The following is a 14,013-nucleotide window of genomic DNA, read 5'->3' as shown; positions in this document are numbered from 1 at the left end:
AATATTACTCAGCTGATTTTTCAGAAGATGATTCATCGGCGGCATAGGCTTCAATACCCAATTCAACCAATGATGCAGGATTAGCTAATCCCGGAGCTTCTGTCATCGGACAAGCTGCTGTTGTGGTTTTAGGAAACGCCATCACATCGCGAATAGACGTGGCACCTGTCATCAGCATAATTAATCGATCTAAACCAAAGGCGAGTCCGGCATGTGGTGGCGCACCGAATTTCAGAGCATCCAGCAAGAAACCAAATTTTTCGCGCGCTTCTTCATCGCTAATACCCAAAATGCGGAACACTGCACTTTGCATATCTTGGTCGTGAATACGGACCGAACCACCGCCAAGCTCAACACCGTTTAGTACCATGTCGTAAGCATCCGACAATGCTGTTTCTGGGTTTGCTTCGAGCTCTTCGGCGCTGACGCCAATCGGAGCTGTAAACGGATGGTGAATCGCCGTTAGGCCACCGTTGTGTTTTTCAAACATTGGGAAATCAACAACCCAAAGCGGTTTCCAACAGTCTTCAACTAAATCAAAGTCTTCACCGGCTTTGAGGCGCAATGCGCCCATCGCTTCGGCAACGACTGTCGCGTTGTCGGCACCGAATAACAAAATATCGGTATCTTGAGCGCCGGTGCGCTCAATCAACGCAGCAATAACGTCTTCATTGAGGAATTTTGCTACAGGCGATTGCACATCACCTTCGGCCGCATTGTTGACTTTCATCCACGCTAAGCCCTTCGCGCCATACACACCAACGTATTTGCCATACTCGTCAATTTGTTTGCGAGAGAGTTTAGCGCCGCCAGGAATACGCAATACGGCTACCCGGCCTTGCGCATCGTTGGCAGGACCAGAGAATACCTTGAATTCTACATCTTTGAGCAAATCGTCTACATCAACCAGCTCTAGAGGATTTCGTAAATCAGGCTTATCTGAACCAAAACGCTTCATTGCTTCTGAATAAGGCATGGTTGGGAATTCACCCAAATCAACGTCCAGTAATTGATTGAATAAATCTCGAATCATTGATTCAGTGGTTTGCATGACCTGCACAGAACTCATGAACGACGTTTCAATATCAATTTGAGTAAATTCAGGCTGGCGATCAGCACGTAAATCTTCGTCGCGGAAACACTTCACAATTTGGTAATAGCGGTCGAAGCCTGACATCATCAACAATTGCTTAAACAATTGTGGCGACTGTGGTAACGCAAAGAATTTGCCTTTATGTGTGCGGCTTGGAACCAAGTAGTCACGCGCGCCCTCTGGCGTCGCCTTGGTTAAAATTGGAGTTTCAATGTCCAAAAATCCATTGTCATCAAGGAAACGGCGCACTGCACTGGTCACTTTAGAGCGAAACTTAATACGGTCGCTCATGATGGGGCGGCGTAAGTCTAAGTAGCGGTACTTCAAACGCTGCTCTTCGCTATTTTCTTGATTAAAGTCGAGAGCCAATGGTGCGCTGGCGTTCAATACGGTAAGGCCGGTTGCAAGCAGTTCGACTGCGCCTGTCGCCATTTGGGCATTGACTTGGCTTTCTGGACGAGCGCGTACCACACCTTCAAGCTGCACACAGTATTCGTTGCGCAATGAGTTGGCCACTTCAAATACTTCAGTGTTGTCCGGATCAAACACAACCTGAACGATGCCTTCACGGTCGCGCAAATCAACAAAGATAAGGCCCCCTAAATCTCGGCGCTTATTAACCCAGCCACAAAGAGTAACCGTTTGATCGACTTGTTCAGGATTGACCTGACCGCAATACACTGTGCGCATGTTGTTCCCTTAAATATTGGATTTCACGCCGTAAAGCCTGAAATTAAAAACTGACTAGATCTGCATTCAAACCGAACAAATTTAGTTTGACGACTTACCTGAATCTCCGGCAAGGTTTTTCTTGTTTCCGCTTTTGAAGTCGGTTTCATACCAACCACTGCCCGACAACCTAAAGCCTGCCGCCGAGATCAGTTTACGCAAACCTTGTGAGCCACACGATGGGCATTCTTTTAAAGGCTCGTCACTCATCTTTTGCAATTTTTCGAGTTCGTGATCGCAATCATCACAACGATATTCGTAAATTGGCATAACACCCTCAAAACTCTATCTTCTGATCTTCGGGTGTTTTGATATTGCCGCATGCAACATCAATGTTTAGGTACACCCTGTAACGGCGGGGAATTATACGCAAACCAAGCTCAACCTGCTACCCACCCAAGGGAAGTTCGTGCAACTGATTACGCCGAACAATACCTTCCTGCCACGTCATCGGTTAAACTAGCGGATTATAAATTGTTTGCTTTGACCCATTGTGACTAACCGCTTAACCGACACCATATACTCTTCGCCCATTGAACAGATGAGCGACTTCAACTTCGACCAGCGCGTTGCTGAAGTTTTTCCTGACATGATCCAGCGCTCTGTGCCGGGCTACCAAACCATACTGCACACGTTGGGACTGCTAACCGAGCGATACGCACAAGCTGAGACAAACCTATATGATCTAGGCTGCTCGTTAGGTGCAGCAAGCTTGATGATGCGCCGCCACAACACTCAGAGCCACTGTAAAATAATTGCTGTTGATAACTCAGAAGCAATGCTTGAGCGATGCCAGCATCATATTGACTCATATCGCGGTGACACTCCTATCGAATTGCACTGCCAGAATATTCAAGACACAGAAATTACCAACGCTTCCATCGTTGTTTTAAATTTCACCTTGCAATTTGTCCCACCAGAGCAACGCCAAGCCATCTTAAATAAGATTGCTGCAGGACTAAAACCTGGCGGACTACTGCTGTTGTCAGAAAAGGTTCGCGATAATTCGGCATCGATGAATGAACTATTGATCGATTTACATCACGAATTCAAGCGGACCAATGGCTATAGCGAATTGGAAATTAGCCAAAAGAGAACTGCGCTCGAAAATGTCATGAAAACCGACACCATTGATTTACATCATCAGCGCCTTAGTGAAGCTGGGTTTTCCGAATCGGGCGTGTGGTACCAGAGTTATAATTTCTGCTCTATCATCGCGATTAAATAAAACTTCTAACTGACGTTCCAATGCCAACTATGCGATTAGATTGGACCGCAAACAACCATGATTAAGCCGAGTATTTTTAATGATTCATTTTGACGATTTTTACCGTGAATTAGCCTATTCAAATATGAGCCACTGGTTAGAAACCATTCCAGGGCAACTCGGTCAGTGGCAACGAGAGCTTCGCAATAGCAAGTTTGCCGGTTGGCAGCGCGTGTTGAACAAATTACCAGAGCATGCCTGCACCGATGTGAACTTTTCAGACATGGTTCGAATTGGCCCGCTTGAAGGGAATGATGAAAGTCTTCGTAACAAGCTCGAAGGTTTACTGACTCAATTTCACCCATGGCGAAAAGGCCCATACCACGTACATGGTTTGCATATTGATACCGAGTGGCGTTCGGATTGGAAATGGGACCGGATCAAACACCACATTCAGCCATTAGAAGGCCGCACAATACTCGACGTAGGTTGTGGCAATGGTTACCACATGTGGCGAATGAAAGGCGCTGGGGCAAGTATGGTGGTCGGTATCGATCCCGCTGAATTGTTTTTAATGCAATTCATGGCAATCAAGCGACTGGCTGGAAATCCCCCAGGCATTCACTTGTTACCCATTGGGGTAGAGCAAATGCCTGCCCTACAGTCATTTGATACCGTATTTTCAATGGGCGTTTTATATCATCGCAAATCACCTATTGACCACATTCAACAATTATTCGATTTATTAAGACCCGGTGGCGAGCTCGTCCTCGAGACCTTGGTCGTTACCGGTGACAAACAGCAAGTGCTAGTGCCCGACGACCGATATGCAAAAATGCGAAATGTATGGTTTTTACCTAGCGCAAAAGCACTAGAATTGTGGTTAAATCGAGTAGGCTTTACCCATGTTGAATTAATCGATTTGGATCAAACCAGCATTGACGAGCAACGCCGAACGGACTGGATGACAAATGAGAGTCTTGCAGATTTTCTAGACCCGAATGACGTCAATAAAACAGTCGAAGGCCATCCTGCCCCACTGCGGGCTGCTCTGATTGCTAAAAAACCGATTTAGCTAAGCTCATACATCGTTCTATGTCAGATTTGTTAGGCTCACCGGAACACAGAAGTGTAAATATTTATCAAAATCCGATGTTTGCTCACATAGAAAGAGCTATCGAATTAAAAAAGCTCGGCTAATACTAAATAGATACGCACGTTCGGTAACTAGAGGGAATGCAATGGCAACGCCAATTCTCAAGCGATTGGAAGACGTTCTTCAGCATTATGGTTTGGAGCCTCAAGCCAATATTGAAATCTGCGCAACATCTGGCGTCAACGAAATATTTTTTGTTCAAACTCAGCGCGGCAAGATCGCCTTAAAACACCACATTCAAAACAACAGTATGAGTCGGCTTCATCAAGAAGCTGAATTTGCTTTAAAGCTTCATCAAAACGGTTGCCCTACACCGCGAGTCATTGCGAATAAAAATGGGCAGCCGGTCACTGAATATCGGCGCTCAGAGCTGTACATAGCAAGTGAATTTATCAAGGGTAATACATTTCCTGAAGGAGAAAGAATTACCGATGAACACATTCGAAACCTAAGTTTAGGGCTGGCAACTTTTCATCAAGTGGGTCAAGACTTCGCGCTCAATTCAACGTCTCAACAAATTTGTAGTTATAACTTGTCAGGATTAACCAATAAGTTAATGACGTACCGCTGCGAGTTACACACGCTGGAACAAAGCAACGCATGTGCTAATGCTATGTTGAACCTGATGCACAGCGCCATGCCGATGGCGATGGGCTTGTCGCGTATGTTGACCCCTGAGCTTATCAAGAAATGTCAAAAGACTAATATTTTAGGCTCATTCCATCGCTCCAATTTTCTTTGCGATGATGATGCCAAGCTAGTTGCCTGTTTAGGTTTAGATGACGCGCGAAAAGATTTGAGAATTTACGACTTATTTCAGTTCGCATTGTATTGCGTCGAACAAGGGCATGGCCAACGCGAAAGCAGAGCGAGCCGAGAAGACGGTTGGCGTCATTGTTTGAAGCTAATCATTGGTACCTATTCAGAGCGCCAACCTTTGACAAAAGAAGAGCTTGAATGCCTTCCTGCCTTAGTTCAGGTTCACTTTTTACAACGACTGGCAGAACATCAGTTTGACGTCACCGATCGAGGTTTTGACTTGGTAATGGTTAAATTGCAAAAGACCATGGCGTACTTAGACTCAGATACACAAGCATTAACGGATATATGCTTTGAAATACTGAGTGCAGAGTACGCATAACTCCATTCAGTCTCCATTAAACGTCATCCATAAAAAAAGCTCCTACAAAGGAGCTTTTATTTTTTAAGCAATCAGTTAGGAATAGTACGACTTATACCATTTCACAAACTCACCTAAACCTTTGTCGATAGTGGTGGAAGGTGAGAACCCCACATCTCGAACGAGATCATCAATGTTGGCAGCAGTTGCAGGCACATCTCCGGCTTGCATCGGTAACATTTCTTTTTCTGCTTCGATCCCCAAATGCTTCTCAAGTGTACTAATAAATACACCCAATTCTTCAGGCTCGTTATTGCCGATATTGTAGATCTTATAAGGTGCTTTGCTTGCCGACGGCGCGGCAGAAGCCCAGTCTGGGTTCGGTTGCGGCACTTTGTCTGCAACCCGCAAAATTCCCTCTACGATGTCATCAATATAGGTAAAGTCACGACGCATTTTTCCATGATTAAATACCTTGATTGGCTTGCCTGCCAACATTGCATCAGTGAACAAGAAATAAGCCATATCAGGACGTCCCCACGGGCCATATACGGTAAAGAACCGCAATCCAGTGGTAGGCAGACCATACAAGTGCGCATAGCTATGAGCCATCAGCTCATTCGCTTTCTTGGACGCAGCATACAAAGACACGGGATGATCAACATTGTCATCTGTGGTGAAAGGCATCGATTCATTCATGCCATACACTGAACTTGATGATGCAAACACGAGATGTTGAACCTTACTATGTCGACATCCTTCTAGGATTGACATCATCCCTGTTAGGTTTGAATCAACATATTCAAATGGAGCTTTGAGTGAATGACGAACCCCAGCCTGAGCGGCTAAGTGAATCACTCGGTCAAATTTCTCTGTTTCAAATAGTTGAGCCATGCCCTCACGGTCAGCCAGATCTAGTTTGATAAAACGAAAGCTTTCGAGTGGCTCTAAAATCGCAAGACGATCCAACTTCAATTGCACATCATAGTAATTATTGAGGTTGTCGATACCCACAACCTCAATACCCGACTCACACAATCGCTTGCTCAAATGGAAGCCGATAAACCCAGCGGCACCCGTGACCAGTATTTTCATAGTAATAAACGAGCCTTACGATTCGAGTTTAATGCTGGCACCACGGCCCATGCCATAGTACTCAAGACCATAACGCTCAACCATCTCTGGCTCGTACAAGTTACGACCATCGAAAATCACTGGATCTGAAATTTGAGACTTAATCTCTTCAAAGTTTGCCGCCCGGAACACTTTCCACTCAGTACAAATCACAAGGCAATCGGCACCTTTCAGAGCAGCATCTTTCGTACCGACCAACTCAAGGTCTTCGCGAGTGCCGTAAATACGTTGAACCTCTTCCATCGCTTCTGGATCAAATGCACGAACTTTTGCGCCTTCAGCCCACAAACGTTCCATCAATACACGGCTTGATGCTTCACGCATATCATCCGTATTGGGTTTGAAAGAGAGCCCCCATAGTGCAATGGTTTTGCCCTTCAAGTCATCGCCATAATACTTTTTCACGCGGTTGAATAAGACTTCTTTCTGGCCGTAGTTCACAGACTCAACTGCTTTGAGGAGTTCTGAATCATAACCAATAGAATCGGCTGTACGAACTAAAGCCTGTACATCTTTCGGGAAGCACGAACCACCATACCCGCAACCTGGGTAGATAAAGTGATAACCAATACGCGCATCTGAACCGATGCCTTGACGAACTTTTTCAATATCCGCACCTAAACGTTCTGCCATATTTGACATTTCGTTCATGAAGCTGATCTTAGTCGCCAACATACAGTTAGCTGCGTACTTGGTAAGTTCCGCTGAACGTACATCCATGAAAATGATACGGTCGTGATTGCGGTTAAATGGAGCGTACAATTCGCGTACTAACTCACGCGCTTTTTCATCATCAGTGCCGATCACGATTCGGTCTGGGCGCATACAATCGCTAACAGCAGCACCTTCTTTTAAGAACTCAGGGTTTGACACCACTGCATAGTCAAAATCGACTCCGCGCTCTTTCAGGACTTCTCCAATCGCCGCATTAACCTTATCGGCTGTTCCTACCGGAACCGTGCTTTTATCAATGACAACTTTGTAGCCATTCATGTGCTGTGCAACAGTCCGAGCCACAGCCAAAACGTATTTTAGATCAGCAGAGCCATCTTCATCCGGAGGCGTCCCCACAGCAATGAATTGCAACTCACCAAACTCAACACCCGCTTTAGCATCTGTAGTGAAGTGCAAGCGACCTTCTTTGTAATTGCTCTCTACGAGTGGCGTTAAGCCTGGCTCGTAGATTGGAATAATTCCTTTTTTAAGGTTCTCTACACGTGTTTCATCAACATCAACACACATGACTTCATGACCAAAATCCGCCATGACCGCGGCTTGAACAAGCCCAACGTAACCAATTCCAAATACAGTAACTTTCATCGCTTTCTACTTTTTAAGATAAATATAAATTTGTTGAAACACACCCAACTACGATGGATATCCATCAGGGTTCATCGATTGCCAGCGCCAAGCATCAATCGCCATCTCAGATAGGCCGCGCTCAGCTTTCCAGCCTAATTTGGTAAACGCCAACTCCGGATCTGCATAACACTCTGCAATATCACCGGGGCGACGCTCCATAATTTGATAAGGGATTTCTCGTGCACAAGCCTTTGAAAAGGCCGTAACCACTTCTAGCACTGAGTAGCCGATACCGGTGCCTAAGTTATAGGTCACCAAACCTGGTTTCTGTTTCAAATGCTGAAGTGATTTGACATGACCGTCAGCCAAGTCTAACACGTGGATATAGTCACGAACGCCGGTACCGTCTTTGGTATCGTAATCCCCTCCAAACACACCGAGCTGGGGCAGTTTACCCACGGCCACTTGCGTAATGTAAGGAGTCAGATTATTCGGGATGCCATTTGGGTCTTCACCAATCAACCCACTTTGATGCGCACCAACGGGATTAAAATATCGTAATAAAACGATATCCCATTCATCATCTGATTGAGCTAAGTCTGTTAAGATTTCTTCAACAATCAGTTTAGAACGCCCATATGGGTTGGTTGCTGATGTAGGAAATGACTCAACAATAGGTACCGACGCCGGATCACCATAAACAGTGGCAGATGAGCTAAACACTAAGCGTTTAACGCCCGCTTTTTTCATCGCCTCACAAAGCACTAACGTGCCTGCGACGTTGGTTTGATAGTACGACAGTGGTATCTGAGTTGATTCCCCCACGGCTTTCAACCCTGCAAAATGAATCACCGCGTCGATATTGTGCGCGTTGAAGATTGCATCAAGAGCCTCTTCGTCGCGAATATCGGCTTGATAAAATGGAATCTCATCAAGGCCGGTAATTTCTTTTACACGGGTCAGTGAAATTGAGCTTGAGTTGCATAAATTGTCGACCACTACCGGCTTATAGCCTTCAGCAATCATTGCAATCAAAGTGTGGCTACCGATATAACCGGCGCCGCCCGTCACTAAAACTTCCATTGTTATGCTCGCTTAAAGCTTCGCTACAAATTCTTTTAAGAATGCTTTGTAGTCTTCACCAATTGAACTGTGGCGCACACCATATTCTAAGTTGGCTTGCATATAACCCAGCTTACTACCGCAATCATGGCTTCTGCCTTTCATGTAGTAGGCATTAACAGGTTCAACTTTCATCAACGATCCAATCGCATCGGTCAATTGAATTTCGCCGCCCGCTCCCGGAGGTGTGAATGCGAGTAAATCCCAACATTCAGCACTTAAAACATAACGCCCCACAACAGCGAGGTTAGACGGAGCTTCATCTGCATCTGGCTTTTCAACCGTGCCAAGCATTTGCGAAGATTCACCAGGGGCTAAATCTTTGCCGCCGATATCAACCACGCCGTAATTACTGATCTGCTCATGGGGTACAGCCTCAACCATGATTTGGCTAGCACCAGTGGTTTCAAACATGCTGCACATTTCGGCCAAGTTGTCGCGCTTTGGATCGGCATCGTAACGGTCAATCAATACATCAGGTAAAACAACGGCAAATGGTACTTCGCCCACTAATGGTTTGGCACATAAAATAGCATGGCCGAGACCCAATGCTGTGCCTTGACGCACATGCATAATAGTTACGTCCTTTGGACAAATAGCCTGAACTTCTTCAAGTAATTGACGCTTCACACGCTTTTCCAGCGTTGCTTCGAGTTCAAAACTTGTATCAAAGTGGTTCTCAATGGAGTTTTTACTACTATGAGTCACCAACACAATTTCTTTGATGCCTGCTTTAACGCACTCTTCAACCACATATTGGATTAAGGGGCGATCAACAACAGGTAACATTTCTTTGGGGATTGCTTTGGTGGCGGGTAGCATGCGAGTGCCTAAACCTGCAACAGGAATAACTGCCTTCTTTACTTGCATTGTTTGTCCTTCAGTCTTATTTATCGGCCATTTTAAATAGCTACGATCCATGCCATTTAATGCCCAAATACTCGGCTGAGTAATGAACAGCTGACTACATCTTACATTTTGTAGCCTAGAGTACACTGAAATATGGCGAAGGTTAAGTCTGACGTGTTGATGACTCTGCAACCTTTCTTTAACGTGCTTATTTGTATAAAATTTGACCTTATTTAATCTACGTTCTAAAGTAATGTCGTCACGGTTTGTGACATTCTCATGACATTACGCTTAAGGACAAGCATTATGAAATCGACCAAAGAATTGGTTGCAGCAGTTTCTGTTGCGCTTTTAACATGCATATCTCAGCCCACTATCGCGGCTGAACCAGCCCCTTCTGAAACCTCAGTCATTACTAATAAAGTTAATATCAATATGGCAAACGCCGAGGTCATTGCTGACTTACTTTATGGTATTGGATTGAAAAAAGCAGAAGCGATCGTGAACTATCGAGATGCGCATGGCGATTTTACTTCGATCGATCAATTAACCGAAGTAAAAGGCGTTGGATCTGCCCTCGTTGAGCGAAATCGAAATTTCATTGAAATTTAAACACTCAAAACATGACAAAGGGACCTCGAAGGTCCCTTTTTTACAGTAACTTAAACAGCTGACATGAGGCGCTATGCGCTTTTATCTTCATTGTTTTTCATTGAAATCAGCGCGATTCGCTTGAGTTCTAACAGTGCATAGCGATGCTCTACGAAGTCATAAATATTTGTGGCTAACGCCAATTTGAAGTATTTGGCAGCGGCATTGTATTCACCGTTATGCTCTAAGAGCTTGCCTAGGTAAAAATACGCTTCGCATAATCGTTCTGCATACGCTTCTTCGCTCTCAATACCATAAGGTACAAGTGATAAAAACTGCTCTTCGGAGATGCGTCCAAGGTACAAATCAACAATACTCGTCGACCAATCCTGAGTATTCAGTTTTTCGCGATGCGTTAAGAGGTTTTGTTGAGCCTTGATTTCATCAGTTTCGACTTCACTGATATAAAGCCACAACACACGATACGGATCAGACGGACTGCGTTGGTAAAATTCAGAGAAATCTTCAGTGGCTAGCTCAACGCGTCCAGCGTAGTAACGAGCGATGCCGCGATTAAGCATCGCGTATTGATGGTTAGCATCGAGCTCTATTGCAGAGCCAAACGCTTCAAAAGCATCTACAAACTGCTCACCTTGTGTGTAATGAATCCCAATGAAATTATACGCTTCTGCAAAATCAGGCTTTAGGTGCAATGCTCGATTAAAATCTAAATGAGCAAGAGCCTTCATGCCCACAGAGTCATAGCGCACGCCACGATCGTAATACAAACGCGCACGCTGCTCTTCGGATGCATCTGTTAAATTGATAATTTCAGTCAGCTTTGCAATGGCTGCTTGCTGTTCAATACCGGGTTGGCGAGGAACGGCCAACAAGGTGTTTTGCGCATCAGCGCTGTGATTGGACGTCGCAGAACATGCTGCTAACAATAGTGTCCCGATTAAAACCAGGATATTAGATTTGATCATAGAATTCGCTTAGTGCAAAAAAATGGGCCAATCGATTGATTGACCCATTATGCGTGTTTGATATCTTATCGCCAACTTTAGTTGACGATAAGGAGCAGATTACTCTGCTTCTGGTGCAGCGGCTTCAGGAGCAGCAGCTTCAGTTGTTTCTGCAGCTGGCTCAGGATTTGCTTCACGGATACTCAAGCGAACACGACCTTGACGGTCAATCTCGAGAACCTTCACATCTACGTTTTGGTTGTTTTCGAGATAATCTGTCACTTTCTCAATACGCTTATTAGCAATTTGAGAAATATGTACCAAGCCTTCTTTGCCCGGTAAGATTTCAACGAATGCACCAAAATCAACAATGCGTGTCACACGGCCAGCATAAATGCGACCTACTTCGATTTCCGCAGTCAATTCTTTGATGCGTTGAAGCGCAGCTTCAGCGGCAACGCCATCAACAGCAGCAATGTTAATTGTACCGTCGTCTTGGATATCGATGCTTGTACCGGTTTGCTCAGTGATAGAACGAATCGTTGCACCACCTTTACCAATCACATCTTTGATCTTCTCTGGGTTGATCTTGATAGTGTGTATACGTGGAGCAAACTGAGATACTTCTTCACGTGCAGAACCAATAGCATCGTCCATCACTGTCAAGATGTGCAAACGAGCGGCGCGTGCTTGGCGCAATGCTTTTTGCATGATCTCTTTAGTGATACCTTCGATTTTAATATCCATCTGCAAAGCAGTGATACCATCGTTAGTACCGGCCACTTTAAAGTCCATATCACCTAAGTGATCTTCATCACCTAAGATGTCAGACAATACAACTGACTTGTCGCCTTCCAATACTAAGCCCATCGCAATACCTGCAACAGATGCTTTAATCGGAACACCAGCATCCATCAATGCAAGTGAAGAGCCACATACAGACGCCATTGAACTTGAACCATTAGATTCAGTAATTTCCGATACGATACGAACTGTATACGGGAAATCTTCGGCATCAGGCATTACCGCAGCGACACCACGCTTTGCCAAACGACCATGACCAATTTCACGGCGCTTAGGCGAGCCGATAAAACCAGTCTCACCCACACTGTATGGAGGGAAGTTATAGTGGAACAAGAAGTTGTCAGTGCGCTCTCCTGCCAACTCATCAAGAATTTGAGCATCGCGCTTCGTCCCTAATGTACAGGCAACTAACGCTTGCGTTTCACCGCGTGTGAACAATGCAGAGCCGTGCGTACGTGACAATACGCCAGTGCCTACGTGCAACGCACGAACCATTTCTGGATCACGTCCATCGATACGTGGCTCACCCGCAATAATACGTTGGCGAACGACGTTTTTCTCTACCGAGTAAAGAATGTCGCCTACTTCGCGTGCATCGACTGTTTCGTCAGCTTCCGTTAAAGCGGCTGTGACTGCAGCTTTAATCTCACCAACTTTGGTGTAACGCTCAGCTTTTTCTGTAATTTGGTATGCTTCAACAAATTGAGCTTCCGCAGCAGCCAGCACTTGGTCGTAAAGTGCTACGTTCTTCTCTGGAGCAACCCAATCCCACGCTGGAGTAGCAACTTCAGCAGCCAACTCATTGATGGCATTAATCGCTGTTTGCATCTGGTCATGGCCATATACAACGGCTTCGAGCATGACTTCTTCAGACAATACTTCAGCTTCAGATTCAACCATCAATACAGCTGATTCAGTACCCGCAACCACTAAATCCAATTTTGAATTTGGTAGTTCTGAGCGCAATGGGTTCAACACAAATTCGTTGTCGATGTAACCAACGCGTGCGGCACCAATTGGCCCATTAAATGGGATACCAGAAATAGACAAGGCTGCAGAAGTACCGAGTAAAGTAACGATGTCTGCAGACACTTCAGGATTCAATGAAACAACAGTTGCAATCACCTGCACTTCATTCATGAACCCATCAGGGAATAGAGGGCGAATTGGGCGGTCAACCAAACGAGCAATCAGTGTCTCGCCTTCGGTTGGACGTCCTTCACGTTTAAAGAAACCACCTGGAATCTTACCTGCAGCGTATGCTTTTTCTTGATAGTTAACCGTCAGTGGAAAGAAATCCTGGCCTGGGTTTGCTTGTTTTTTACCCACTACTGAGACCAAAACTGATGTGTCATCCATCGTTGCTAATACAGCAGCGGTAGCTTGACGTGCAATCACGCCGGTTTCCAAAGTAACAGTGTGTTGACCGTACTGGAATGTTTTTACAATCGGCTTCACGTTATATTTCCTATTAATTTTCTATATTTTCACTTTCAATTTCGCCGCATAAGTATACTGGAATCCAGCGTATTGCAAAGCTTTGCACGCAGAAAATAGACGATGAATGTGCAGAGTATGCGGAAGGTAAGGTCTACGACATAAAAGTGTTAAATTTTAGATACAAAAAAGGGGCAATTAAGCCCCTTTTTTTGGATAAGCCTCGAATTAACGACGCAAACCTAATTTTTCAATCACTGCTTGGTAGCGCTCTTGGTTCTTACGCTTAAGGTAGTCAAGCAACTTACGACGTTGACTTACCATGCGAAGAAGACCACGGCGGCTGTGGTGATCGTGGATATGAGTCTTGAAGTGACCTTGCAAGTGGTTGATTTGCGCAGTTAACAAAGCAACTTGAACTTCTGGAGAACCAGTATCGCCTTGACCCTGTGCGTATTCCGCTACAATTTCAGCTTTCTTTTCAGCACTTAGTGACATATTAAA

13 protein-coding genes are annotated in these 14,013 nt (G+C 45.1%); 4 read left to right on the top strand and 9 right to left on the bottom strand.

Annotation, left to right across the window (positions count from 1 at the left end):
• Positions 1-4 precede the first annotated feature (4 nt).
• Both aspS and NAF29_RS08415 read right to left on the bottom strand, forming a co-directional pair.
• Complete coding sequence (gene aspS / locus NAF29_RS08420; protein ID WP_251261130.1) at positions 5-1,783, bottom strand: aspartate--tRNA ligase; 1,779 nt, start codon at positions 1,781-1,783, stop codon at positions 5-7.
• Between the two features lie 81 nt (positions 1,784-1,864).
• A complete protein-coding gene (locus NAF29_RS08415) occupies positions 1,865-2,092 on the bottom strand; it encodes an FmdB family zinc ribbon protein (RefSeq protein ID WP_251261129.1) in 228 nt (75 codons plus the stop codon).
• A 223-nt stretch (positions 2,093-2,315) separates the two neighbouring features.
• On the opposite strand from NAF29_RS08415, the gene cmoA reads away from it, so the two are divergent.
• The 3 genes from cmoA (at position 2,316) to NAF29_RS08400 (ending at position 5,326) form a co-directional block, all read left to right on the top strand.
• On the top strand, positions 2,316-3,050 hold the full coding sequence (gene cmoA / locus NAF29_RS08410; RefSeq protein ID WP_251261128.1) for a carboxy-S-adenosyl-L-methionine synthase CmoA: 735 nt from the start codon (positions 2,316-2,318) through the stop codon (positions 3,048-3,050).
• Between the two features lie 79 nt (positions 3,051-3,129).
• On the top strand, positions 3,130-4,104 hold the full coding sequence (gene cmoB, locus NAF29_RS08405; protein WP_251261127.1) for a tRNA 5-methoxyuridine(34)/uridine 5-oxyacetic acid(34) synthase CmoB: 975 nt from the start codon (positions 3,130-3,132) through the stop codon (positions 4,102-4,104).
• A 166-nt stretch (positions 4,105-4,270) separates the two neighbouring features.
• A complete protein-coding gene (locus tag NAF29_RS08400; RefSeq protein ID WP_251261126.1) occupies positions 4,271-5,326 on the top strand; it encodes a phosphotransferase enzyme family protein in 1,056 nt (351 codons plus the stop codon).
• Between the two features lie 75 nt (positions 5,327-5,401).
• Here the strand turns inward: NAF29_RS08400 and NAF29_RS08395 are convergent, their stop codons facing one another.
• From NAF29_RS08395 to galU, 4 genes are read right to left on the bottom strand one after another with little or no spacing between them, the layout of a single operon-like run.
• A complete protein-coding gene (locus tag NAF29_RS08395) occupies positions 5,402-6,400 on the bottom strand; it encodes an NAD-dependent epimerase (protein WP_251261125.1) in 999 nt (332 codons plus the stop codon).
• A 15-nt stretch (positions 6,401-6,415) separates the two neighbouring features.
• A complete protein-coding gene (locus tag NAF29_RS08390; protein WP_251261124.1) occupies positions 6,416-7,759 on the bottom strand; it encodes a UDP-glucose dehydrogenase family protein in 1,344 nt (447 codons plus the stop codon).
• Positions 7,760-7,807: 48 nt separating this feature from the next.
• Positions 7,808-8,824, bottom strand: a complete 1,017-nt coding sequence (gene galE / locus NAF29_RS08385; RefSeq protein ID WP_251261123.1) for a UDP-glucose 4-epimerase GalE — start codon at positions 8,822-8,824, stop codon at positions 7,808-7,810.
• Between the two features lie 12 nt (positions 8,825-8,836).
• Complete coding sequence (gene galU, locus NAF29_RS08380; RefSeq protein ID WP_251261122.1) at positions 8,837-9,733, bottom strand: UTP--glucose-1-phosphate uridylyltransferase GalU; 897 nt, start codon at positions 9,731-9,733, stop codon at positions 8,837-8,839.
• Between the two features lie 285 nt (positions 9,734-10,018).
• On the opposite strand from galU, the gene NAF29_RS08375 reads away from it, so the two are divergent.
• On the top strand, positions 10,019-10,324 hold the full coding sequence (locus tag NAF29_RS08375) for a ComEA family DNA-binding protein (protein ID WP_285817683.1): 306 nt from the start codon (positions 10,019-10,021) through the stop codon (positions 10,322-10,324).
• Between the two features lie 71 nt (positions 10,325-10,395).
• Here NAF29_RS08375 and nlpI read toward each other — a convergent pair whose 3' ends face one another.
• From nlpI to rpsO, 3 genes are all read right to left on the bottom strand, one after another.
• The gene (gene nlpI, locus NAF29_RS08370; protein WP_251261121.1) at positions 10,396-11,289 is read right to left on the bottom strand and encodes a lipoprotein NlpI; all 894 of its coding nucleotides are present in this window, start codon (positions 11,287-11,289) and stop codon (positions 10,396-10,398) included.
• A 99-nt stretch (positions 11,290-11,388) separates the two neighbouring features.
• On the bottom strand, positions 11,389-13,530 hold the full coding sequence (pnp, locus tag NAF29_RS08365; protein ID WP_251261120.1) for a polyribonucleotide nucleotidyltransferase: 2,142 nt from the start codon (positions 13,528-13,530) through the stop codon (positions 11,389-11,391).
• Positions 13,531-13,737: 207 nt separating this feature from the next.
• On the bottom strand, positions 13,738-14,007 hold the full coding sequence (rpsO, locus tag NAF29_RS08360; RefSeq protein WP_251261119.1) for a 30S ribosomal protein S15: 270 nt from the start codon (positions 14,005-14,007) through the stop codon (positions 13,738-13,740).
• Positions 14,008-14,013 lie beyond the last annotated feature (6 nt).

Source organism: Echinimonas agarilytica (genome assembly GCF_023703465.1).
Taxonomy (GTDB): Bacteria; Pseudomonadota; Gammaproteobacteria; order Enterobacterales; family Neiellaceae; genus Echinimonas; species Echinimonas agarilytica.
This window is presented reverse-complemented; position numbering and strand designations above follow the sequence as displayed.